At 41.0% G+C, this 24,512-nt stretch carries 16 protein-coding genes and 1 tRNA gene; 9 read left to right on the forward strand and 8 right to left on the reverse strand.

Annotation, left to right across the window (positions count from 1 at the left end):
* Positions 1–74: 74 nt before the first annotated feature.
* Genes DXC10_RS12650 through gmd form a run of 3 tightly spaced genes read right to left on the reverse strand, consistent with a single transcriptional unit; the run spans position 75 to position 4,644 of the window.
* A complete protein-coding gene (locus DXC10_RS12650; RefSeq protein ID WP_117737971.1) occupies positions 75–2,477 on the reverse strand; it encodes a TonB-dependent receptor domain-containing protein in 2,403 nt (800 codons plus the stop codon).
* Positions 2,470–3,546 (reverse strand): GDP-L-fucose synthase, encoded by a 1,077-nt coding sequence (locus DXC10_RS12655; RefSeq protein WP_101542469.1) that lies wholly within the window; start codon positions 3,544–3,546, stop codon positions 2,470–2,472. The genes DXC10_RS12650 and DXC10_RS12655 overlap by 8 nt, the downstream gene beginning before the upstream one ends.
* Positions 3,547–3,567: 21 nt before the next feature.
* Positions 3,568–4,644, reverse strand: a complete 1,077-nt coding sequence (gene gmd / locus DXC10_RS12660; RefSeq protein ID WP_101542470.1) for a GDP-mannose 4,6-dehydratase — start codon at positions 4,642–4,644, stop codon at positions 3,568–3,570.
* A gap of 178 nt (positions 4,645–4,822) precedes the next feature.
* Here gmd and DXC10_RS12665 point away from each other — a divergent pair, with 178 nt between their 5' ends.
* On the forward strand, positions 4,823–5,584 hold the full coding sequence (locus DXC10_RS12665) for an SDR family oxidoreductase (RefSeq protein ID WP_101542471.1): 762 nt from the start codon (positions 4,823–4,825) through the stop codon (positions 5,582–5,584).
* 91 nt (positions 5,585–5,675) lie between these two features.
* A complete protein-coding gene (locus DXC10_RS12670; RefSeq protein WP_101542472.1) occupies positions 5,676–7,877 on the forward strand; it encodes an alpha-galactosidase in 2,202 nt (733 codons plus the stop codon).
* 145 nt (positions 7,878–8,022) lie between these two features.
* Here the strand turns inward: DXC10_RS12670 and DXC10_RS12675 are convergent, their stop codons facing one another.
* From DXC10_RS12675 to DXC10_RS12685, 3 genes are all read right to left on the reverse strand, one after another.
* Positions 8,023–9,009: a metallophosphoesterase gene (locus tag DXC10_RS12675; RefSeq protein ID WP_233519952.1), complete on the reverse strand. Its 987-nt coding sequence runs from the start codon at positions 9,007–9,009 to the stop codon at positions 8,023–8,025.
* Between the two features lie 207 nt (positions 9,010–9,216).
* On the reverse strand, positions 9,217–9,645 hold the full coding sequence (locus DXC10_RS16650; protein WP_255419819.1) for an Arm DNA-binding domain-containing protein: 429 nt from the start codon (positions 9,643–9,645) through the stop codon (positions 9,217–9,219).
* A tRNA-Lys gene (locus tag DXC10_RS12685) sits at positions 9,618–9,693 on the reverse strand. Before DXC10_RS12685 ends, DXC10_RS16650 begins: the two co-directional genes overlap by 28 nt.
* 128 nt (positions 9,694–9,821) lie before the next feature.
* Here DXC10_RS12685 and ettA point away from each other — a divergent pair.
* The 7 genes from ettA (at position 9,822) to pgl (ending at position 22,218) form a co-directional block, all read left to right on the forward strand.
* The gene (gene ettA / locus DXC10_RS12690; protein ID WP_101542473.1) at positions 9,822–11,519 is read left to right on the forward strand and encodes an energy-dependent translational throttle protein EttA; all 1,698 of its coding nucleotides are present in this window, start codon (positions 9,822–9,824) and stop codon (positions 11,517–11,519) included.
* A 225-nt stretch (positions 11,520–11,744) separates the two neighbouring features.
* Positions 11,745–14,444: a TonB-dependent receptor gene (locus DXC10_RS12695; protein ID WP_117737972.1), complete on the forward strand. Its 2,700-nt coding sequence runs from the start codon at positions 11,745–11,747 to the stop codon at positions 14,442–14,444.
* A gap of 13 nt (positions 14,445–14,457) precedes the next feature.
* On the forward strand, positions 14,458–16,947 hold the full coding sequence (locus tag DXC10_RS12700) for a choice-of-anchor J domain-containing protein (protein WP_117737973.1): 2,490 nt from the start codon (positions 14,458–14,460) through the stop codon (positions 16,945–16,947).
* Between the two features lie 28 nt (positions 16,948–16,975).
* Complete coding sequence (locus DXC10_RS12705; RefSeq protein ID WP_101542476.1) at positions 16,976–18,265, forward strand: DNA/RNA non-specific endonuclease; 1,290 nt, start codon at positions 16,976–16,978, stop codon at positions 18,263–18,265.
* Between the two features lie 252 nt (positions 18,266–18,517).
* Entirely contained in the window at positions 18,518–19,993 is a 1,476-nt protein-coding gene (gene gnd, locus DXC10_RS12710; protein ID WP_117738079.1) for a decarboxylating NADP(+)-dependent phosphogluconate dehydrogenase, read from the forward strand.
* 12 nt (positions 19,994–20,005) lie between these two features.
* Positions 20,006–21,502, forward strand: a complete 1,497-nt coding sequence (gene zwf, locus DXC10_RS12715) for a glucose-6-phosphate dehydrogenase (protein WP_117737974.1) — start codon at positions 20,006–20,008, stop codon at positions 21,500–21,502.
* The gene (gene pgl, locus DXC10_RS12720; protein ID WP_117737975.1) at positions 21,499–22,218 is read left to right on the forward strand and encodes a 6-phosphogluconolactonase; all 720 of its coding nucleotides are present in this window, start codon (positions 21,499–21,501) and stop codon (positions 22,216–22,218) included. Before zwf ends, pgl begins: the two co-directional genes overlap by 4 nt.
* On the opposite strand, the gene DXC10_RS12725 is transcribed toward pgl, so the two are convergent.
* Together DXC10_RS12725 and pdxH are read right to left on the reverse strand one after the other, a co-directional pair.
* A complete protein-coding gene (locus tag DXC10_RS12725; protein WP_117737976.1) occupies positions 22,211–23,254 on the reverse strand; it encodes a DUF2776 family protein in 1,044 nt (347 codons plus the stop codon). The two genes, pgl and DXC10_RS12725, sit on opposite strands and share 8 nt — an antisense overlap.
* A 99-nt stretch (positions 23,255–23,353) precedes the next feature.
* A complete protein-coding gene (pdxH, locus tag DXC10_RS12730; protein ID WP_117737977.1) occupies positions 23,354–23,998 on the reverse strand; it encodes a pyridoxamine 5'-phosphate oxidase in 645 nt (214 codons plus the stop codon).
* Positions 23,999–24,512 lie beyond the last annotated feature (514 nt).

The raw sequence follows: 24,512 nt of genomic DNA on the forward strand, positions 1-24,512 counted from the left end.
TAGTTGAAATTTGTGCAAATATAAAGGTTTATATATAGAATGCAAACTTTTATAAGGAAAATAGCTTTAATTTGCTAAAACTCTACTGTTACTCCTAGCGTGGGGAGTATTGTACCACTTTCCTGTTTCAGATATTTCATTTTGTAGCGTTGTTCACTGATGGGTGCCGAAGGATTTTCAATGATCTCCGTACTCATAATTACATCTGGCTGTTTTAGCCTATTGCCCGTAACGTTCTGTAAATCCAGATATAAGCCTACCATATAACGACGGAAATAGAAAGATTTGTCTACCCGCACATCTATCTGGGTAAAGTTGGGAAACCGTTCTTTATTGTAGCGGGAGTAGTCGTAATAAGGTTTTCCTTGAACATTCCATGCCTCTACAAGCGATGACTTCTCTTCATCGTAAGGCGTGTAGGGAGCACCGCCGATGTAACTCAATTTACTGCCTATGCTCCAACGCTTTGGCAGGTTGTACGTACCGCTCATATTGAGTATAAATCGGTTATCCCAAGCCGATGGGATATAATCGGCTCCTGCGTGGCTGCGATATTCACTTTTGTAGAACGTAAAAGAAGAAACGAGATTAAACTTACCGGATACTTGCCACCGGAACATGGTTTCCACACCGTAGGCTCTACCGTTGGCGGTGGATGCAAGAGCTTCATTACCCACTACGCCATAGTCATTACCTTGACATGTCAGTGGAATATTGTCTCTCAGCGCAAGCGGAATACGGCTGTATCGCTTGACGAAACCTTCTACCGAAACCATAATGCGGTCATGCAGATGCCAGTCCAGTCCGACACTGCTTTCCAATACCTGCATGTATTTCAAGCCCTTATTTATATAGATACCCTCATTGTTCTTAAATCCCAGGGCTGTGTATGGTGGCAGTTGATGGTAGAGTCCTGCGTTACCGCTCAGTGTCCACTGCTCCGAAAGTTTATATGAAGCGGACAGGCGGGGAGAGAGGTGTCTCCACGACTGCTGCATTTCCCGGTTGTAAGTGTTGCCATCCATACGGATACCGATGGAAGCAGACAGGCGATTGTCCTTTGTAGTATAGTCCGTAGCAAAGAATGCTCCCCATCCGAAGATATTGAGTGAAGTATGGTAGACCGACAGTTCGCCGGAATTTCTGTAGAGCAGTTGCCGGGTGTTGTTGGTATAAATGGAATTGGTCAGTTCACCACCTTCTTTTAAAGTCCACTGTCCCAAGCGGGTCTGGTTTTCAAAACGTAAAGTAGTCTTCTGTTCTATGGAACGCAGGCGTAAGGTCAGGTTGTCTTCCGAAGAATTATCATTGTTGCGATACTTCAGGTTACGGTTATTCAGATAATTATGGCTCAGTGTAAATGCTTGCACATGTTTCCCTGCATAATGCTTGTATACCGCTCCTACAGTGAACGTTTCTTGATAGATGGTAGGGAGGTAACTGAGCAGATATTCCGCATCCTCACCCTTCTCGTCGGTATTCAGTTTCATCTTGTCAATTCCTGCCAGACCAAGTACGGTAAGTTCATTGTTTTCGGAAAACTTGGTTTTCAGCTTGAACTGCCCGTCGATGAAGTTGGGCAAGAAAGGAAGTCCCAATACCTTGAATAAGAGCTGAAGGTACGATTGGCGTGCGGAGAATAGATACGTGCTACGTTTCCCCAGATGGCCCGCTCCGCTTAGTGAAACCTCGGAAGCACCGATAGTCGCCTTGAACGTCTGTTTGTCCGGATTGCCGTCTCTCAGCCGGAAATCGAGAACGGAACTCAACGCACCGGAACGGTTGACGGGGAATGCTCCGGTGTAGAATGTAATTTCGCGTATCAGGTCGGAATTGACGATACTCACTGGACCACCCGAAGCACCTTGCGTGGTAAAGTGGTTGATATTGGGAATTTCTATCCCGTCCATGTAAAAACGGTTTTCGGAGGGAGAGCCACCCCGTACAATCAAGTCGTTACGATAACCGATAGGGGAAAAGGATACACCCGGATAAGCGCGCACAATACGGGATACGTCACGATTGGCTCCGGGGCTTTTCTCTATTTCTTGCAGTCCGATGACCTGCATGCTGACCGGACTTTCTATGCTCCGCCGGAAAGGAGAAGGCGTGACGACAACTGCTGACAACAGATTTTCGTTCTCTTCCATTTCTATTTCGATAGATGGAGTTGAAGCGGAAACGATGTATTCGGGAGTCTGCACCGTGGTGTAACCCAAACTCGAAGCTTCGAAACGGTATATCCCCGGTGGTATTTGTTCGATGCGGAATATGCCGAGCGAGTCGGCGGAAGCACCTTTTCCCGGTATGCCCGCAACAACCACGTTTGCATAAGAGACGGGTTGTCGTGAGCGTTTGTCTATCACTTTCCCGTGGACTGAATAGGTAACAGGGGCGGCAGCTGTTGCAGTTACATGGCTGCCGCACAATAGGAGTATGAGTACCGGTAATACCGGAATATACTTGAGTTTATTCATTCATATACCAGTCGTACATGCGTTGTACGCCTTCTTCAATATCAATTTTATGATGCCATCCCAGTGCATGCAGTTTTCCAGGGTCGGTCAGCTTACGCATGGTTCCGTCAGGTTTGCTGCTGTCAAAGGTGAGCTTGCCTTGATAACGCACAGTGGCAACGATTAGTTCAGCCAGTTGGCGGATAGTGATTTCCTTGCCTGTACCGATATTGATATGGCAGTTACGGATATCTTTGTCACCCGGTTTGTAGGTATCTTTGAAATCCACGTGCTCCATGACGAAAACGCTGGCATCCGCCATTTCTTCACTCCAAAGGAATTCGCGGAGAGGAGTTCCCGTACCCCAGAGTTTTACCTCTTCTTCGTTGATGCCATATTTACCAAGGATATTCAATATCTCTTCTTTATTGCTGTTTCCGTCTACCCCTTCTACCGGACGCTTGTTCATATCCTTGCGCACGGCATCCCAGTCGCCTTGCTTCAGGCAATGTGCCAGATGCACTTTGCGGATCATGGCAGGGAGCACATGACTACGTTCCAAGTCAAAGTTATCATTGGGACCGTAGAGATTGGTGGGCATCACGGCAATGTAGTTGGTACCATATTGCAGATTAAAGCTTTCGCACATTTTCAGTCCGGCAATCTTGGCGATGGCGTACGGTTCGTTGGTATATTCCAGCGGAGAGGTAAGGAGCACGTCCTCTTTCATTGGTTGTTCGGCATCACGCGGATAGATACAAGTGCTACCCAGGAAGAGCAATTTCTTCACGTTGTGGCGAAAACTTTCACCGATGATATTCTGTTGGATTTGCAAGTTCTTATAGATGAAGTCGGCACGATAAATGCTATTAGCCATGATACCTCCTACAAAGGCGGCGGCTAGGAAAACGTACTCCGGTTGCTCTTTGTCGAAGAATTGACGTACAGCAACGCCATCCAGCAAGTCAAGTTCTTTATGGGTTTTGCCGACAAGATTGGTATACCCTTTTTCTTGCAGGTTTTTCCAGATGGCAGAACCTACCAATCCGCGATGTCCTGCAACATATATTTTGGCATTTTTTTCCATGATTGATGTTTAATTCGGTCAAATTCATTCTTCCTTTGAACGCAGATACAGTTTCTTCACGAACTTCATGTCATGCTGCGCCATGATTTTTACTAATTCTTCGAAACTTGTTTGGCGAGGATTCCAACCCAACAGGGTCTTTGCTTTGGTCGGATCGCCCAAGAGTTGTTCCACTTCCGACGGGCGGAAATATTTCGGATCTACCTCTATCAGTACATTGCCGGTTTTTACGTCGACACCTTTTTCATTGACTCCTTCACCTTCCCAGCGAAGTTCGATGCCTACCTCACGGAATGCCAGCGTGGCAAATTCACGTACGGTATGCATTTCTCCCGTGGCAATCACAAAATCTTCCGGAGTGTCGTGTTGTAGGATGAGCCACATACATTCTACATAATCTTTGGCATATCCCCAGTCGCGACGGGCGTCGAGATTACCCAAATATAACTTGTCTTGCATTCCCTGTGCGATACGTGCAGCAGCCAGCGTAATCTTACGGGTCACGAAAGTTTCACCCCGACGTTCACTCTCATGGTTAAAGAGAATACCATTCACGGCATACATACCATAACTTTCGCGATAATTTTTGGTGATCCAAAAACCATATTGTTTTGCCACGCCGTACGGACTACGCGGATAGAATGGGGTTGTTTCCTTCTGCGGCACTTCCTGCACCTTTCCGAACAGTTCCGAGGTGGAAGCTTGATAGATTTTTGTCTTTTTCTCCATGCCGAGGATACGTACTGCTTCGAGCATGCGCAGTGTTCCTACCGCATCTGTTTCAGCAGTATATTCAGGTACATCGAAAGATACCTTTACGTGGCTTTGTGCCGCAAGGTTATATATCTCGTCCGGCTGTACTTGCTGGATGATACGGATAAGTGAACTGCTGTCTGTCATGTCACCATAGTGCAGGTTTACAGTGCGTTGTTGCTTCATATCACGCACCCACTCATCGAAGTATAGATGTTCTATACGTCCTGTATTGAAAGAGGATGAACGACGCATGATACCGTGTACTTCGTATCCTTTTTGTAATAAGAATTCTGCCAGAAACGAACCGTCCTGACCGGTAATGCCGGAGATAAGAGCTTTCTTCATTTATGATTAGTTTTTGTTATAGTTATTTTTAATGTTACAAAATTCGACATTTTTTACGAGACGGCAAAATAAATAGGAAAAATCAAAATGATAATATTTTGATTTTGTATTTCTTTTGTTTTGAACTACAAAACTTTTACTTTTGTAGATAATATTGATATTAAACAACACTATAAAAATGGAAAAGAAGATTGTATTCATCACGGGTGCTTCCTCGGGAATAGGAGAGGGGTGTGCACGTAAGTTTGCCATGAATGGTTATCGGTTGATCCTGAACGCACGGAACGTTGAGAAACTGAATGCCGTAAAGAAAGATTTGGAAGAAAAATATCATGCAGATGTTTATCTGCTTCCTTTTGATGTGCGCGACCGTCAAGCTGCCAAGACTGCCTTGAATACCCTGCCTGCCGGATGGAAGGAGATTGATATACTGATAAACAATGCCGGTCTTGTTATCGGGGTAGATAAAGAGTACGAAGGCAATCTTGATGAATGGGATATCGTGATTGATACCGATGTAAAAGCCCTGCTTGCCATGACACGCTTGGTGGTTCCCGGGATGGTGGAACGTGGTCGTGGGCATGTTATCAATATGGGGTCTATCGCCGGAGATTATGCTTATCCGGGTGGAAGTGTGTACTGCGCTTGTAAGGCTGCCGTCAAGGCATTATCCGATGGACTTCGAATAGATTTGGTAGATACGCCTGTACGTGTCACGAACATCAAACCTGGATTGGTGGAGACAAATTTTTCCGTCGTTCGTTTCCGTGGGGATAAGGAAACTGCCGACAATGTATACAAGGGAATACGCCCTCTCGACGGGGATGATATAGCAGAAGTGGTATATTTTGCTGCCGCTGTGCCCGAACATATACAGATTGCTGAAGTACTGGTGATGCCTACTAATCAAGCTACGGGTACGGTAGTCAGTAGAAAATAATATAAGGATATGATAAAACAATACTAATATTTTTTGGGGGAACCGCCTATCTTTGCGGCAATCGTAATGAATAATCTAAAACAAGAAAAACATGAACCTCAAGAAAAGAATGAATTTACTTCTGGGAGCGTTGTTGCTCGTGGGCAGTTTGCCTGCTCAGAATGTATGTGTATCTACTCCCAAGACCTCACTGGTATTATCGGCGCCTGTCGGAGGCGAACTGAAATACCTTTATTATGGGAATAGACTTTCTGAAACTGATTTGCAGAACATCGAAGCCGTTGAAGCAACGAAAACGGCTTATCCGGTTTATGGCCTGAATTGTCCTACGGAAGTGGCGCTCGCCGTGAAGCATCCGGATGGTAACATGACTTTGCAACTGGAAGTAGTGAAAGTGACTACCGGAAATGAAAATAATGCCGTAAAAACCATCATTGAACTGAAAGACAAGGTTTATTCTTTCTTCGTCAATGTATGCTACAGAGCTTGGCAGGATGCCGATGTCATTGAAACTTGGACGGAGATTTCTCATCAGGAGAAGAAGCCGGTAGTACTCAGTCAGTTTGCATCCGCTTACCTACCGATACGCCGGGGAGACGTTTGGATGTCCCATCTTTATGGTTCATGGGCAAACGAAGGCAGGTTGATTCAGGAACCTTTGGAACCCGGCATGAAAGTGATTAAGAATAAAGACGGTGTGCGTAACTCTCATACTGCTCATGCCGAAGTGATGTTTTCACTGGACGGCAAGCCACAGGAAAACGAAGGTACCGTTATTGGTGCGGCTCTTTGCTATAGCGGTAACTATAAGCTCCGTATCGATACTCACGACGATGAATTCCATCATTTTTTTGCCGGTATCAATGAGGAAAATTCTGCTTATACATTGAAAAAGGACGAGTTGTTCCGTACGCCTGAACTTGCGTTGACTTACAGTGACGAAGGTTTGAGCGGAAGCAGCCGTAATTTTCACCGTTGGGCACGGTTACATAAACTGGCGCATGGTACTACACCCCGGAAAATCCTTCTGAACAGCTGGGAGGGTGTTTATTTCGACATCAATCAGCAGGGGATGGGGCAGATGATGAACGATATCGCTTCCATGGGTGGTGAGCTTTTCGTGATGGATGATGGTTGGTTTGGCGATAAGTATCCGCGTAAGAATGATTCTTCTTCTTTGGGCGATTGGGTAGTGGATAAGAACAAACTTCCTGAGGGTATTGAAGGGTTATTGAGTGACGCGAAGAAACATGGTATCAAGTTTGGTATTTGGATTGAACCCGAAATGGCGAACACTGCCAGTGAATTGTACGAACAACATCCCGACTGGGTACTTAAAGCGCCGGAACGTGACCTTGTACTAGGACGTGGGGGTACACAAGTCGTGCTCGACCTTGCCAATCCTGCTGTACAGGATTTTATTTTCGGTGTGGTAGACGGTCTGATGACTTCCTATCCGGAAATAGACTATATTAAGTGGGACGCCAATATGTCCATCTTGAATCATGGTTCCCAATATCTGACGAAAGATAATCAAAGCCATCTGTATATCGAGTTTCATCGTGGTTTTGAGAAAGTATGCCAACGTATTCGTGCCAAATATCCCGACATAACCATTCAGGCATGTGCCAGCGGTGGTGGTCGTGCTAATTACGGTATTTTGCCGTATTTCGATGAGTTTTGGGTAAGTGACAATACCGATGCCTTACAACGTGTGTATATGCAGTGGGGGACATCTTATTTCTTTCCTGCCATTGCGATGGGGTCGCATATCAGTGCCGCTCCCAATCACCAGACTTTCCGTACCATTCCGTTAAAATACCGCATCGATGTGGCAATGAGCGGCCGTCTCGGTATGGAAATTCAACCCAAGAACATGACCGGCGAGGAAAAGGATCTTTGTAAGAAAGCTATTGCTGAATATAAAACAATTCGTCCGGTAGTGCAACTGGGTGATATTTATAGGTTGATGTCTCCATATGACCGGCAAGGTGTGGCATCTTTGATGTACGTCAGCTCCGAAAAGGACAAGGCGGTGTTTTATTGGTGGAAAACCGAGCATTTCGTCAACCAACATTTACCTCGTGTCAAGATGGCGGGGCTTAGTCCTGAAAAGCAGTACCGGATACATGAATTGAATCGCATTGATAATGTTCCCCTGAGCTATGAGGGAAAAACATTCAGTGGTGCCTACCTTATGGCGAACGGACTGGAGATACCTTATAGCCATAGGGTGGACTATCATAAACAGAATGATTATTCAAGCAGGGTGTTGTATTTGGAGGTGGAGTAAATTTTACTTCCGTTTAATAAGAGTGAAAAACTATGGAAAGCATGAAATAAAATCGTAACAGCTTTTGAAAAAGTAGGATAGATGTTGAAATGGATATAAACATACCACTTTGCCACGAAGGGACTTTGTGGCAAAGTGGTATTAATTATTCTATATCAATAACCTTATTTTCTATCACTGAAACTAAAGGGAAAACACCTATAGAATCTTTCATGTTCAAATCTTTTGGGGTAGGAGGTATGAAATGGGCCTCACTTCCTTTTATTTTTGCTCTTTTATTGTTTAGGGTAACGATAGCATATAATGGTTGGTCATAAGTAATAGAATGTTTCAAAAGCGGGTATTTCCGATTGACTTCTTCTGAATAACGTTTTTCTGTTTGTGAAAAGCGATTTATCCATACATACGATGCACTGTTTATTTGCATGTATGTTATTCCGTTTATCTCTTTAGTATAATTACTATGATTATGCCCGCTGAATGCCAGAACCACTTTTTTAAAACCCGCATGTTGATTCTCATTTTCCAGGACAGTCCGTACTTCTGCTCCATTTTTCAGAAAAGTATCAATACTCTGATGAGAGAACAATACACATTTTTTATCTGTTCTTCGTAAATCCGTTTCCAACCATTTTAGTTGTTGGGCATCTATATAATCATGCATGTTTTCGTTCGCTTTATAATTATTACCTTTTGCATAGTGCGTATATTTTTGGCCATCGAATAAATTATTTCCATCTAATACGATAAAATGAAATTCTCCTTCATCAAAGGAATAGTAACGTTCTGGCATTCCGATTCCTGATATATATTCGGTAACCGTATATTTGTCTACATCATGGTTCCCCATTACGTGGTATTTATTACCTTTAAAGGAGTTCCAAATAGTTAAAAAAGTCATACTGGTACTATCTAGGCGGCAGAAATCGCCTAAGTTGATTATAAAATCAACTTTCTCTTTTTGAGCTACCTTAACAAAAGTTTCTAAACGTTTTTGCCCATCGGGAACATCAGGACCATGCAAATCAGAAATAATAGCGAATTTGATAGTATTTTCCGGAGATTTACAAGCAGTAGATAATATTCCAGATAGTAATAATACTAGTACTAATAAATAGTTTTTTTTCATCATAACCAATATTTTAAATAATGAATAAATCGTGATGTCAAAATTATGTGTTTTATTCACCATTGTAGTTTTATGTAGTATATAAAAGTTGTATTTTTGTACAAATCTGCATGTTCCGTATGTCATTTGTTCGCTTATATGTTGATAAATGGGTAATTCTTGATTACTTGTGTTGTTTCAGTTGTACATTCATTTTTGTATATGGAATATTTAAGCATACAACCTGTTTAGAAAGAAAAATAAGATACTCGTATGAACTGTTCTAATCTTCCGGTATGTAATCTGTGTAACTAAATACATTTCCATACAACTTTTGAAGTTGTCAATTGTTCGAGGTTTGAGTGGACACTTGGATTTAGGCTGGTTCTTCTTGAAGTCCCAATGTGCAGGATTGACAGAAATTTCTAAACTTATGTACTTCTTCTTTCCGTTCTTACAGCTTCTCACCATAAGCGGTAATTTTTCATTCTTTAAAACTTTTGATTTGTAGCACGTTACATTAACAGTTGTTTTTATTCTTTGTTTAACTATCGGTTTGACTGAACCATGTGAACTATTGTAATTTAAGCATAAAAAAAGAGAGTTACTATAAGTGTAACTCTCTGATCCTTTGGTGATCCGCTTGGGGATCGAACCCAAGACCCCAACATTAAAAGTGTTGTGCTCTACCTGCTGAGCTAGCGAATCAAACCTTGTTGCTGTTAAGCGGGTGCAAATATAGATACTTTTTTGTAAGATGCAAAGGATTTTCGCTTTTTTTCTTATCTTTGCCCTCAATAAAATTATTAATCATTAATATTAATCATTTAGAATACATGGCAACAGTAGACGATAAGAAAATTATTTTCTCTATGGTGGGCTTAAACAAAACCATTCAGCAGAACAATAAGCAGGTGTTGAAGAATATCTATCTTTCGTTTTTCTATGGAGCAAAGATCGGTATCATTGGTTTAAATGGTTCCGGTAAATCAACTTTGCTGAAGATTATTGCCGGATTGGATAAATCCTATCAGGGAGAAGTGGTGTTCTCACCCGGTTATTCAGTGGGCTATTTGGCTCAGGAACCATATCTTGATCCGACTAAAACTGTGAAGGAAGTAGTGATGGAGGGTGTCCAGCCTATTGTGGATGCGTTGACGGAATATGAAGAAATCAATCAGAAATTTGGTTTGCCTGAATACTATGAAGATCAGGACAAGATGGACAAACTGTTCACTCGTCAGGCAGAGTTGCAGGATATCATTGATGCTACTGATGCCTGGAATCTTGACAGCAAGCTGGAACGTGCTATGGATGCCTTACGTTGTCCTCCCGAAGACCAGCCTGTGGAATATCTTTCCGGCGGTGAACGTCGTCGTGTAGCCCTTTGTCGGTTACTCCTTCAAAAACCTGATGTATTGTTGCTTGATGAGCCTACCAATCATCTTGATGCCGAGTCTATCGATTGGTTAGAACAACACCTGCAACAATATGAAGGTACAGTTATTGCTGTTACTCATGATCGTTACTTCCTTGATCATGTGGCGGGATGGATTCTTGAGTTGGACCGTGGTGAGGGTATTCCTTGGAAAGGTAATTACTCCAGCTGGCTTGAACAGAAAACCAAGCGTATGGAAATGGAAGAGAAAACTGCCAGCAAGCGTCGCAAAACTTTGGAACGTGAGTTAGAGTGGGTACGTATGGCTCCTAAGGCTCGTCAGGCAAAAGGAAAAGCGCGTCTGAATTCTTATGATAAATTGTTGAATGAAGATGTTAAAGAGAAAGAGGAGAAACTGGAAATCTTTATTCCTAATGGACCTCGTTTGGGTAATAAGGTGATTGAAGCTAAGCATGTGGCTAAGGCATTTGGTGATAAGCTTCTTTTCGATGATCTTAATTTTATGTTACCACCTAACGGTATTGTCGGAATCATTGGCCCTAACGGTGCTGGTAAAACTACTCTTTTCCGCCTTATTATGGGACTGGAAACTGCGGATAGCGGGGAGTTTGAAGTAGGTGAGACTGTAAAAGTGGCTTATGTGGACCAACAACATAAGGATATTGATCCTAATAAGAGTGTTTATCAGGTGATTTCCGGTGGTAATGACCTAATCCGTATGGGAGGACGTGATATTAATGCACGTGCTTATCTGTCGCGTTTTAACTTTTCCGGTGCCGATCAGGAGAAACTTTGTGGTGTACTTTCCGGTGGTGAGCGTAACCGTCTTCACTTGGCTCTTTGCTTGAAGGAAGAGGGAAATGTCCTTCTTCTCGACGAACCGACCAATGATATCGATGTGAATACTTTGCGCGCTTTGGAAGAAGGTCTTGAAGATTTTGCCGGATGTGCTGTCGTTATCAGTCATGACCGTTGGTTCCTTGATCGTATTTGTACCCATATTCTTGCTTTCGAAGGTGACTCTAACGTCTTCTTTTTCGAAGGTTCTTATTCGGAATATGAGGAAAATAAATTGAAACGTTTGGGACGAGAAGAACCTACCCGAGTTCGTTATAGAAAGTTGATGAATGACTAGTGGTTAGTTCTTGTTTGAAAGAGAAATAGTCGCTTTTGTGACAAAAAGAAAGCCCCGCAAAAAAAAAGCGGGGCTTCTTTGTTTAAAAAAGTCTCAATAATGCTTTAGTAACTTGAAAAAATGTAGCACTTTTGTAATAATTATCTGATTTTAATATACTATATTTGCGACTTAAGAACGTTTTTAATTATTAATTAACACTATCTATTAACTAAAAGCAGAATTATGAGAAAACATCTAATTCAATTTCTGTTGGTTGCAGTGCTGTCGGTATTCAGTGCCGCTGCATGGGCTCAGACTACAGTGAAAGGTCAGCTTGTTGATGCTGAAACGGGCGAGCCGTTAGTGGGCGCTGCCGTAATGGTAGAGGGAACTACACAAGGATCGGTGACTGACATTGATGGTTATTTCAAGCAAAGCGTTGCTTCGAATGCCACATTACTTTTCAAGTATATTGGTTACAAGGACTTGAAGAAGAAGATTACACAGAAGGGAGCTTCTGTAGATTTAGGAGTTATACAGATGCAACCGGATGCGGTGATGTTGAAAGACGTAACTATCACTTCGTCCATAGCTGTTGCACGTAAAACTCCAGTTGCGGTCTCTACTGTTGATCCTGTATTTATTGAAGAAAGGTTGGGTTCGCAAGAATTTCCTGAAATATTAAAGTCGACTCCGGGTGTTTATGTGACTAAAGATGGCGGAGGTTTTGGTGACTCTAAAATAAATATCCGTGGTTTCAAGAGTGAGAATGTGGCAATGATGGTTAATGGCGTGCCAATGAACGGTATGGAAAATCAGAAAGTTTATTTTAGTAACTGGTCTGGTTTGTCTGATGTTGCTTCCAGCATACAAGTACAACGTGGATTGGGTGCCAGTAAAATAGCTTCACCTTCTGTAGGAGGTTCGCAGAATGTTATAACAAAGACTACAGATGCTAAAAAAGGTGGTTTTGTTTCTTATGCTATGGGTAATGATGGTTATAACAAAATATTGTTTAGCGTTTCTTCTGGTTTGTCAAAAGATGGATGGGCTTTCACTTTATTGGGTGGTAAAGATTGGCGTGACGGATATATTCAGGGTACTGAATCGGAAGGTTATACTTGGTTTGCTAGTATTGCCAAGCGTATCAATGATAATCATCAGTTGTCTTTAACAGCTTTTGGCGCTCCACAGTGGCACAATCAACGTAATAACCAAAATGGCCTTACTATTAAGGAATGGCAACGTGTAAAACAATATATGGGTGATGATAGTCCTTATAAATATAATCCTACATTTGGTTATCGTAATGGAAAGGCTTATAATTCTTCTCGTAATTCTTATCATAAACCTCAAATTTCGTTGAATCATTTATGGCAGATCGATCATAGATCAAGTTTGAGTACAGCTCTTTATGTATCTATTGGACGAGGTAATGGCTATAGCGGTACTGGTGATAGCGAATATAGAAATAAATGGTATGGGGCAAGTAATGGATTGGTGAATAATGATTTTCGTCGTCCTGATGGTACATTCGATTATGATGCCGTAGAAGCATTGAACGCAGAAAGTACTACCGGTTCTAAGATGATTATGAGCAAGATGATGAATGATCACATGTGGTATGGTTTGCTTTCTACTTATACAACCAAATTTGGTGAATATTTCGATTTTTATGGTGGTATTGATGTACGTTATTATAAAGGACTACATCAAAATGTGATAACCGACCTTTTCGGTGGCTCATATTTTGTGGACTCATATAATCGTAAAAATGTATTGGCTGCTAATAATCCGGTAGGTGGTACACCCGAATACATTAATGAGAAGTTGGGTGTAGGTGATGTCGTATATCGTGATTATGATGGTTTTGTGATGTACGAAGGTGTTTTTGGACAGTTGGAATATAACCAAGATAAATTAAGCGCATTTGTTTCTGGTGGTATTTCTAATACGGGTTATTGGCGTTATGATCGTATGTATTATAGTAAAGATAAAGCGAAATCTTCCGCAAAGAATTATTTGGCAGGAAATGTTAAGGGTGGTATAAATTATAATCTTGATGACAATAATAATGTATTCTTCAATGCCGGTTATATTAGTCGTGCTCCGATGTTCCAGAATACTTTTATTAATTCGCAATCTTCACATGAACGTAATCCGGATGCCAAGAATGAAAAAATCATGTCGTTTGAAGTCGGTTATGGTTTCCGTAGTAGTATTTTCAGCGCGAATTTGAATGCCTATTATACAAAATGGATTGATAAAGCACTGTATGACTCCGGAACTTCTACTGATACTAAAGAGCGTTGGACTATGAATATGTTAGGTGCTAATGCAAATCATATGGGTATTGAACTTGATTTTTCTGCTAAACCATTGCGTTGGCTGGAAGTGACAGGTATGTTCTCTTGGGGTGATTGGCGTTGGAATGGTGATGCTTCGGGCTATTTGTTCAATGCGCAAGGACAGATAATGAAAGATACCCGTGGAGGAGTGGTTACTGATATGTCTACTGCTGAACAATATAAATATAAAATTAAGATGGACAACGTATCTGTAGGTGGTTCTGCACAAACAACAGCTGCTTTAGGATTGAATATACGTCCTATGAAAAATCTGCGTGTAAGTGCAGACTGGAATTTCTATGCACGTAACTTTGCCGATTATGAAATTGATGCAGGGGAAGCTAAACAAGAAGAGCCCTATTTGATTAGTGCTCCATGGCAGATACCGTCTTATAATACTTTTGACCTAGGAGCTAGCTATACATTCGATTTTGGTAAGATACGTGCTACTTTGAGTGGTAATGTTAATAATGTTCTTGATCAAGAATATATTGCTGATGCTTACGATGGCAAGAACCACGATTGGGAGACGGCGACACGTGTACTTTATGGCTTTGGACGTACTTATTCTGTAAGACTGAAGTTTAATTTCTAAACCAAGACAGATTATGAAAAAAAATATTTTATTAGGAACGCTATTTGCATCTTTGCTGTTGTTGGCAGGTTGCGATTATAATGAAGACAATTTTCCGGGATACGATGAGTATACCCATGCTAAGGATATCCGAAACGATACGATTACTTTAGTGAAAGCCAATTATAAAAAGATTGCTACACTGAAAGCAAATAGAGAACTTGCTCTTTCTAAAGATCCTGAAGGGCAAACTTTTCTAAAAGCTTTGGATCAGTTGACCAGCAACGGTTTCTTTACCGAAGAAGCTCCCGCTGCATGGTATTTGCCTGCCTATATTGATTCTGTTTTCCCTTATTTAAGTAATAAGTCAAAAGTATTGGTGAATTATCAAAATGCAGAAAATTTGCCTGAATATATGGCTGATTTTAATGGAATCAAAGATTATGATCTTACTTCTGAGGATTATAAATCAGTGTGGGGCGATAAGGTGAATGCACTATACATTTCTCCTGCTAAAGTGAAGATGATACCGGAAGTTCTTGCTGCGGCTAATCCAAATGCTAAAAATGGAGATATGCTTTTGGTCAACTACGCTTATTCTGAAACGGAACCGAGTACGGGCGGTGGATCGGAGCCGGAACCAGAACCGAAAAAAGTATATCAGTTGGTAAAAGAAGTAGATGAAGCAGGTGGTAATTATGTAATTCTTTCTCCGGATAAAAATGCCAATCTCATTCCTTTTGGAAAGCTTAAGGATGAAACAAAAAATTATGGTTATATGGTAGGCGAAGCAGTGACTGTTGCCGACGGACTCATCACAAGTGATGTTACTGATTATGTGTTGACGATTACCCCTACAGATAAAGGTTATTCTCTGAAGCGTCAGGACGGGAAATATATTTATATGTCCGGGGATTATAATACTTTCAATTTGTCTGCCTCTATGCAGGAAAAAGGAGGTGATTGGGTATTTACTGATAAAGCAACGGATAATTTGAAATCTGTTATCAATGTAGAAAAAAATAAAACCATAAAATTGAATTTTTATGTAGATGGAAATTCTTATTCGTATGGGGCATATTCGGGCTCAAAATCCGGTTCTTATTTGAATGAGTCTTTCATGGGTAATACTGGTCGGTTCACAGTGCAAAATGTAACCATGAATGAACCTTTGAATAGAGTATGGAGTAATACGGCTGATTATGGCTGGAAAGTATCTGCTACGATAAATAAGGTTTCTTATCCATCAGAAAGTTGGTTGGTATCTCCTGAAGTGGATTTAGATAAAGCAAATACACCGGTTTTGGCATTTGAACATGCGCTTAATTTTTTAAATGGTAATAACCGTGTAGATTTCATGGATTTGAAGATTTCTTCTGATTATAAAGATAATGTAGCTACTGCCACGTGGGAGACATTGAATGTACCTGTTTGGCCGGAAGGGAAAAACTGGAATTTTGTGGAATCTGGTAATATTGATTTGTCTGCATATAAAGGCAAAAAAATACGTATAGCATTTGTATATAAGAGTACTTCAGATTGTGGACCTACATTTGAAGTGAAGAATTTGACTTTAACTGATGAGGTGGAAGGTTATTATGCAGATGTACATCTTTATAAAGAAATCTCAGAAGACGAATTGGCTCTTGCTACTTTTGCTTCTACCCGTGCTGCTGTAAAAGCTAATACTTCTGCTGTTTATCGTTATGATGCTACAACTGCGACTTGGACTGCTTATGAACCGACTGATAAAAATACAGATCTTGTAGTATTGCAACCGGCAGATTATGAACCGATGGGATACAACTCAATCAGTAATCCTTCTGTTACATTGCCTATTTTCTTAACCAAGGCTTATCCCTATGTTAAGGCAGATGACAAGAAGGTAGCTGTATATTATTACTATGATTCCTCTGCAAAGAAAACTACTGTTGCTGCTACCGAGTTTACTTATGATGGTGCTGCTTGGCTTGAAACAGCTACAGATATGCCTGCCCGTATGTTGTTTGTGAAAAGTAATGATAAGTGGATAGAAGCAAAAGTATATTATGAAAATACTTTGCTTGGTGGTAATGATGGTGGTTTTACTATTCAGGATATTGAATTGGGAGGATTGTCAAAGGTATGGTCCATTGAAAGGTCTTATGGTTGGAAAGCTACAGGCTATAATGGCGAAAACCAGAAAGCAGAAAGTTGGATTGTGTCACCTGAGATTAGTTTGGAAAAAGCGGCTGTACCTGTCCTGAGATTTGATGCTGCTATAAATCATTTAAAAGGTAATAAAGTTTCAGATTACTTTGTGGTAAAACTATCTACTGATTATGTGGATGATGTTACAAAAGCCACTTGGGTTGATTTGACAATAACAGGATGGCCTGTGGAGGATTCATGGAGTTTTGTTACAGTAGATCCTTGTGAATTGGGTGATTATAGTAATCAAAAGATCCGTATTGCTTTCCAATATAAGAGCGATGAAAAAGCTGCCGCTACTGTTGAAATCAAAAATCTTTCTATTCAAGAATAATGATGGATAGAAAAAACAAAAGCTTAGAATGAAGAAATTATCTTATATATTGCTTTTGCTTATAAGTGTATGGCTCGGAGGGTGTGAAGATTCCTCCGATGCTTTACCTTATGGCTACATTGAGACTACCCAGGAAGGGACATCTACAATGGTAATGAAAGGTTATGAAAACTACGCCGATGGATTTAGCGTTTTCAAGGCCGACGGATTTGACAAACCTTTCTATTTGAAAGAAAAGAAGTTTGTGGGGAATGCTTGGCGTTTTGTTCCGGGAGTCGATGGCAAACTTTCTGCAATGACTGAAGTTCCTGCTGATCAAGTTTGGCAAGAAACTATTGAGGTTGTGAGTGGAAAGAACTATTGGGCACGTTGTAAAAGTGCTACGAAATATAGTTTCTTAAAAGTACGTATAGCTTATATTGAAGGTAATAATGTAGGTATAGAATACATTGCAGCCGGTACAAAGGATCGCGACTTAAGTGAAAATGTTAATGCTAATGTTGCTACGGATAGAGTATCGGTAACCAACTATGAGATGCCTCGATTGAATGCTGCCAATTATTATGTAGATCACTATGTGACAGTGAGCAATGTAAAAGTGTTGAATTATGGTCTTGAATGGAATCCGACAATGAAACATTCTACCTGGGTCGCTTTCAATTTTGATGAAATTACTTGTAAAGAAGGTGCAGAACGTGGGAAGAACTTTTTTGTTGATCCGGAATTGCCTGTTGAAATGCAAGTAACCAATGACCAACATAAGAATGATGGATTTGATCGTGGACACCTTTGTGGCTCTGCCGACCGTCTCTATACTCAGGAAGCCAATGACCAAACTTTCTATTTCAGTAATATATCGCCTATGATTCCTTCATTCAATGGGCAATACTGGGGAGCTTTGGAGAACCAGATACGTAAATGGGGACGCGCTATTCCTACTACGTATGATAAGGTATATGTGGCTAAGGGTGGTACGTTGAATGAATTATTGAAAGATTTTACAGCTACCAAGAAAGGTGGAGATGGTAAACTGCCTTCTACAGATGAGAATGGACTTACCATTCATGGATTGCCTTGTCCAAAATATTATTTTATGGCTATTCTATCACAAAAAGGTGATATTTGGCATGCGATTGGTTTTTGGATGGAACATCAAGAGTATTTATCTGGTAGCCCGTCAGTCAATGAACTAAAGAAATGTGCTGTAAGTATTGACGAACTTGAAGAAAAAACAGGGCTTGACTTCTTCTGTAATCTGCCTGATGTGATAGAGGAGGAAGTGGAGAGTACCTATAACGAAAATGACTGGGCTTGGTAAGAGAACAGTCCTTTTTAACATAATACCAAATTAATAGTGGAGAGGATGTGTCGTGAGACACATCCTTTTTTGTTATCGCTACAAACTACATGTATGTTTGATTAAAATAGTTTATTTAGAAATATATGCTTATTTATTAAAGAAATGGATGTTATATCTGTTCATTAAAGAAATATGTATTTATTTCTGAAACTATACGAACAAATAGTACTAGCTTTTTGTTTCAACTATAAAGACAAAATTTACAAGTATATGGAGAAATTAACTAAAACGGATATCGGACTTATAGGTCTTGCCGTGATGGGCGAAAATCTAGCTTTGAATATGGCAGATAAAGGTTGGATGGTATCTGTTTATAATCGTACTGTCCCGAGGGTGGAAGAAGGAGTGGTTGAGCGTTTCATTAATGGACGCGCCAAAGGAAAAAGTATCGAGGGATTTACAGATATATCAGATTTTGTAGCTTCTATTGCTACCCCCCGCAAAATAATGATGATGGTTCGTGCCGGTAGTGCGGTAGATGAACTGATGGAACAACTTTTCCCGTATTTATCACCGGGAGATATTCTGATTGACGGTGGTAACTCGAATTACAAAGATACCAACCGTCGTGTTGCGTTAACCGAAAAGGAAGGCTTTCGTTTTGTAGGTGCCGGAGTATCGGGGGGAGAAGAAGGTGCGCTCAACGGTGCTTCCATTATGCCTGGAGGGTCGGAGAGTGCGTGGGAAGAAGTGAAACCTATTCTGCAAAGTATTGCTGCTAAAGCGTCGGATGGTACACCATGTTGCCAATGGATTGGTCCGGCAGGATCGGGACATTTTGTCAAGATGATACATAATGGAATTGAATATGGTGATATGCAACTTATTTCCGAAAGTTATTGGGTGATGAAAAACTTGTTGAAATTGACTAATGAGGAAATGGGTACCATCTTTTCTCATTGGAATGAAGGTAAGTTACGTAGCTATCTGATAGAGATTACTGCCAATATTTTGAGACATAAAGATAAGACGGGCGGTTATTTGATAGATAAAATCTTGGATACGGCAGGACAGAAAGGTACGGGAAAATGGTCGGTAATCAATGCCATGGAGTTGGGTATGCCGCTTGGACTTATTGCTACAGCAGTTTTTGAACGCAGTTTATCTGCCCAGAAGAGTTTACGTGAAGAGTCTTCCAAGCAATTTGTGTGCCAACGTACGGAAGTTGTTTACAATAAACCTGAAATGGTGAAAGATATTTATGCTGCGTTGTATGCTTCTAAGCTAGTGTCGTATGCGCAGGGATTTGCTGTGTTGCAACGTGCGTCCGATACTTTTGGATGGAAATTGGATTTGGCTTCTATTGCGCGTATGTGGCGTGGGGGATGCATTATCCGTAGTATCTTCCTGAATGATATTGCAGCGGCTTTTGAGGTAAAGGATAAACCGAGACACCTTTTGTTGGCGCCTTACTTTAAAGAAGAAATCAAGCAGTTGCTCTCTGGGTGGAAACATTTGGTGGTACAAGCTATGAAAGAAGAACTTCCGGTACCTGCATTCTCATCGGCGTTGAATTATTTTTATTCATTGGTATCGGCCAAGTTGCCGGCAAATATGATTCAGGCACAACGTGATTATTTCGGAGCACATACCTTTGAGCGTGTAGATGAGCTTCGTGGACAATTTTTTCATGAGAATTGGACCGGACATGGAGGTAATACCAAATCAGGAACTTACAATGTGTAAAGAGGAACTACTATGAATAAATTTGTAATGATTATTTTTGGAGCTTCAGGCGATTTGACGAAGCGTAAATTGATGCCGGCATTATATACTTTATATAAGGATGGACGTTTACCGGATGGTTTTGCTATTCTGGGTATTGGGCGTACAGAATATGAGGATGATAATTACCGTACATATATATTGAAAGAACTTGAACAGTTTATCGCTTCGAAAGAGCAAGTTGAAGAAAAGATGGCAGATTTTTGTAGGCATCTGAACTATCTGACAATGAATCCTGCTGATGTAGAGGAATATGGCCGTTTGAATGACCGTTTGCAGGAATTGACAGGTGAAAAAGAACCGGATAATCTTCTGTTTTATCTGGCTACCCCACCTTCGCTTTATGGCGTTATTCCACTTCATTTGCAGACAGCACATCTGAACACTCCCCATTCACGTATCATCGTAGAAAAACCTTTTGGGTATGATTTAGAGTCAGCCCGTGATTTAAACCGGATTTATTCTTCTGTATTTGAGGAGCATCAGATTTATCGTATTGATCATTTTCTGGGTAAAGAGACTGCTCAGAATATTTTGGCTTTTCGTTTTGCCAATGGTATTTTTGAACCATTATGGAACCGTAATTATGTGGATTATGTAGAAATCACTGCGGTAGAGAATCTAGGTATAGAGCAACGTGGCGGATTTTATGAAGGCGCAGGTGCCTTGCGTGATATGGTGCAGAACCACCTTATACAACTGGTGGCATTGACAGCTATGGAACCTCCTGCTATCTTCAATGCTGATAATTTCCGAAATGAAGTGGTAAAAGTTTACGAATCTCTTGCACCATTGACGGAGGAAGACCTGAATGAACATATTGTTCGTGGACAGTACACTGGTTTCGGAACGAAAAAAGGTTATAGAGAAGAGAATAATGTATCGCCTGACTCACGTACCGAAACTTATATTGCCATGAAAATCGGTATCAACAATTGGCGATGGAGTGGTGTTCCTTTCTATATCCGTACCGGAAAACAAATGCCTACAAAGGTAACGGAGATTGTAATACATTTCCGTGAAACACCACATCAGATGTTTCATTGTGAAGGTGGCCATTGCCCCCGTGCCAACAAACTTATTTTACGATTGCAACCCAACGAAGGTATTGTCTTGAAGTTCGGAATGAAAGTTCCGGGTCCCGGATTTGACGTGAAGCAGGTTATGATGGACTTCAGCTATTCCGAATTAGGGAGGCTGCCTACCGGTGATGCTTATGCTCGGTTAATAGAAGACTGTATACAAGGTGACCAGACACTATTTACTCGTAGTGATGCCGTTGAAGCTTCCTGGAAATTTTTTGATCCTGTTTTAAATTATTGGAAGAAACATCCTGAGGTTCCGCTCTACGGTTATCCAATCGGTACTTGGGGGCCTTTGGAGAGTGAAGTAATGATGCACGAACATGATGCTGAATGGACCAATCCGTGTAAAAATCTTACAAATACAGACGAATACTGTGAGTTATGAAAAGTTACATTTATACTACTGCGACAGAAACGGCGCATGCGCTCATTAAATATCTCATTGATATGATGAAACAAGAGCCGAAACGAATTTTTTATTTTGCTTTCAGCGGAGGAACTACTCCTTCAATTATGTTTGATATTTGGGCGAATGAGTATAAAGAACAAACTCCATGGGAACGGATGCGTATCTATTGGGTAGATGAACGGTGCGTTCCTTTCGAAGACTCGGAAAGTAATTATGGTACAATGAGCAGGTTACTTTTGAATGAGGTCAGGATGCCGGATGAATTTGTTTTTCCTGTCTACGCATTCCATTCTCCCGAAGATGAAGCCAAACGTTATTCGGAACAAGTATATCGTACATTACCTTTGTGGCGTGGCTTTCCGGTTTTTGATGTTGTGTTGCTTGGTGCAGGTGACGACGGGCATACATCTTCTATCTTTCCGGGACAAGAACATCTTCTGTCTTCTTTTCGTCCTTATGAAGTCAGCTTCAATCCTTATAACGGGCAGCAGCGGATAGCCATGACAGGATGCCTGATATTCAGTGCTAAGAAGATAGTCTTTCTTGTAACTGGAAAAAGTAAGGCAGATGTAGTCCGTGATATCTTGAACTCGGGTGATACCGGTCCTGCCGCCTTTGTGGCGCATCATGCTTTAGATGTTGATGTCTTTGCTGATGCTCAGGCAGCTGGAAAGGAAGCGGATACTATTTAGAAGTACCGCTTTCCAGAATGCTTACTATTGAGAATAGTGTGAAACATATACCTCCTAAGCCGGCTAATACGCGCGCCGGTACAAAGTAGGCATCGTGTATTGTTGCCATCTCGAAAATGAAGACGGAGAGGAACAGGCAGGTTAGGGCTGTAAATATTGGAATTAACGGGATACGGTTGGCTAGTTTGAATGTGTTTCGCCAGATAGCAGCAAGCAGGATGACTTTGCTGGAAATACTGTAACACACCAGTCCCAATCCTATCATGATAAATCCGATAGAGGATTTGATAATGTTGGGATTACCTAAAATCAAGAGTCCCCAAACGATACTGAGTGTTCCCATGGATAATACTAATGCAGGCCACCATCTTTTTTCAGGATGTGTGTATGTATTACGTATTTGGCGTACGATTGTTGCTACCAATGCTACCAAGCTGGTACAGATACAGGCAATTCCTGCCATGACGTGTCCGGCTACATAGTAAGCATTGTGTGTGTCGCTTTTCGTAAGAAGCCAGAAGGTCCATATCCATGTAACAGTTGCCAGGATAATGGCGATGATTATCAAAATATTGCCTTCTATGGAGTTAAATGCTTTACGGGGTACCTCGTGTCCGGTTGTATCGGAGTTTTCAGGGATGAGAGTGAAACGTGTAGAGGATGTTGCTGTGGTTGCGACGCATGCTGTGATGAAGGCTACTCCGCAAACTACATGTCCGGCTACGAAATGGCTGGCACTAGCAGCTCCATTTATGTATTCCCATCCATAGATAAAAGTGATAATGGCTGCCATGTAACCGATGATAGGTAGGGCATATTTTACTATCGGGCTATATGTATGGATAATTTGCCGGATGATTGTGGCTGCCGTAGCAAATAGTGCGATACAAATCATCCCTAAGGATAACAATACCGGACCGGCGACATACTTTGCCGGGTCCACTCCCATATAAAGCACGAAAGTTCCGTAGCTAAAACAAAACAAAGCCATCAGTAAGGGTATGGCTCGGAAAAGAATACTAATTCCGTAATTCATAATTAGCTTATTTAGAGTTTTTACTTTCTAACAGTGACATTCTGGCTTTGTTTTTCTTTTTAAGTTTTATTTATAGCATATAGAGTTTACAAAGTTAAATCAGGGGGCTAATCGAGATATTTCCCAGTTTCCATTCTCTAATAGTGTATATTGAAAACGATCGTGTAGTCTGTTTTCACGTCCTTGCCAAAACTCAAAACGGGTAGGAGTGACTACAAATCCTCCCCAATTATCAGGACGTTTCACTACTTGTCCCGCCAACTTTGTTGCCTCATAAGCAAATGCACGTATAATTTCCATCCGGCTGCCGATGACATGGCTTTGCGGGGAAACTCTGGCTCCGATTCTACTTTTGTAAGGACGAGTTGCAAAATAAGCCTCTGATTCTTCGGGAGTACATTTTTCAGCTTTCCCCTCGATATGTACCTGTCTCTCCAATTTATGCCACACAAAGGACAAGGATATATATGGGTTACCTGTTAATTGTTGTCCTTTACGGCTTTCGTAATTTGTGAAAAATAGGAACTTCTCATTTTCCACCCCTTTCAGTAATACGGTTCGTGTAGAAGGATGTCCGTCAGTTGATACAGTGGCTATAATCATGGCGGTAGGTTCGTCTTCGCTACTATGGATGGCATCGTCCAGCCAATATGCAAATTGTTCGAAAGGATCGTTGGGAATGTTGTTTTTAGTGAGTTTCCCACGCGTATATTCTTTTCGGATATCAGAGATTTGAGATTTCATACTTCGTATAATTTTTTTCATCTATAACAATGAAGAAGGGGATAGAGTTCTGATAAATATTATACTTCAGGGATAGTTTATTTATTATCACAATAAGAAATTAGTGTTTTCATTTTACTAATTAAGTTTATATTATTACTTTTGCGGTACCACTCATGTACGATATAAATGCGCCACAACGCAGCGGAAGGCATTAAGCCCTCGGCTGTGCGTTGTGGCGCACGTTTGTGTTAGTACTGAGTGGTATCATATTAACAGGCTGGGGGCTTTTTCGTTCTGTTCGTAGTGCTTTTTTTCGTTAACCCATTTTTAATATACTGAGGCTACAAAATGCCTATTTAATTTTGTCGTTGTCCCGCCCCGCTTGTGACAAGTAGGACGGGATTTTTATATTATAACTGAATATATTTGGAAAATCCAACTAATGTAGGTTGAAAGAATATCTGATAAGTAAAATTTTCATTTTTCAGGAGTGGTTCCGGCCAAGCCACTACGTTTCCATACGCTACGCAGG

It is taken from the genome of Bacteroides sp. OM08-11 (assembly GCF_003438665.1).
Lineage (GTDB): Bacteria > Bacteroidota > Bacteroidia > Bacteroidales > Bacteroidaceae > Bacteroides > Bacteroides cutis.

Bases quoted from the DNA above. Each gene is read 5' to 3' on its own strand.
- DXC10_RS12650 (WP_117737971.1), bottom strand. From the start codon at position 2,477: ATGAATAAACTCAAGTATATTCCGGTATTACCGGTACTCATACTCCTA.
- gmd (WP_101542470.1), bottom strand. From the start codon at position 4,644: ATGAAGAAAGCTCTTATCTCCGGCATTACCGGTCAGGACGGTTCGTTT.
- DXC10_RS12665 (WP_101542471.1), top strand. From the start codon at position 4,823: ATGGAAAAGAAGATTGTATTCATCACGGGTGCTTCCTCGGGAATAGGA.
- DXC10_RS12670 (WP_101542472.1), top strand. From the start codon at position 5,676: ATGAACCTCAAGAAAAGAATGAATTTACTTCTGGGAGCGTTGTTGCTC.
- DXC10_RS12675 (WP_233519952.1), bottom strand. From the start codon at position 9,009: ATGATGAAAAAAAACTATTTATTAGTACTAGTATTATTACTATCTGGA.
- ettA (WP_101542473.1), top strand. From the start codon at position 9,822: ATGGCAACAGTAGACGATAAGAAAATTATTTTCTCTATGGTGGGCTTA.
- DXC10_RS12695 (WP_117737972.1), top strand. From the start codon at position 11,745: ATGAGAAAACATCTAATTCAATTTCTGTTGGTTGCAGTGCTGTCGGTA.
- DXC10_RS12700 (WP_117737973.1), top strand. From the start codon at position 14,458: ATGAAAAAAAATATTTTATTAGGAACGCTATTTGCATCTTTGCTGTTG.
- DXC10_RS12705 (WP_101542476.1), top strand. From the start codon at position 16,976: ATGAAGAAATTATCTTATATATTGCTTTTGCTTATAAGTGTATGGCTC.
- gnd (WP_117738079.1), top strand. From the start codon at position 18,518: ATGGAGAAATTAACTAAAACGGATATCGGACTTATAGGTCTTGCCGTG.
- zwf (WP_117737974.1), top strand. From the start codon at position 20,006: ATGAATAAATTTGTAATGATTATTTTTGGAGCTTCAGGCGATTTGACG.
- pgl (WP_117737975.1), top strand. From the start codon at position 21,499: ATGAAAAGTTACATTTATACTACTGCGACAGAAACGGCGCATGCGCTC.
- DXC10_RS12725 (WP_117737976.1), bottom strand. From the start codon at position 23,254: ATGAATTACGGAATTAGTATTCTTTTCCGAGCCATACCCTTACTGATG.
- pdxH (WP_117737977.1), bottom strand. From the start codon at position 23,998: ATGAAATCTCAAATCTCTGATATCCGAAAAGAATATACGCGTGGGAAA.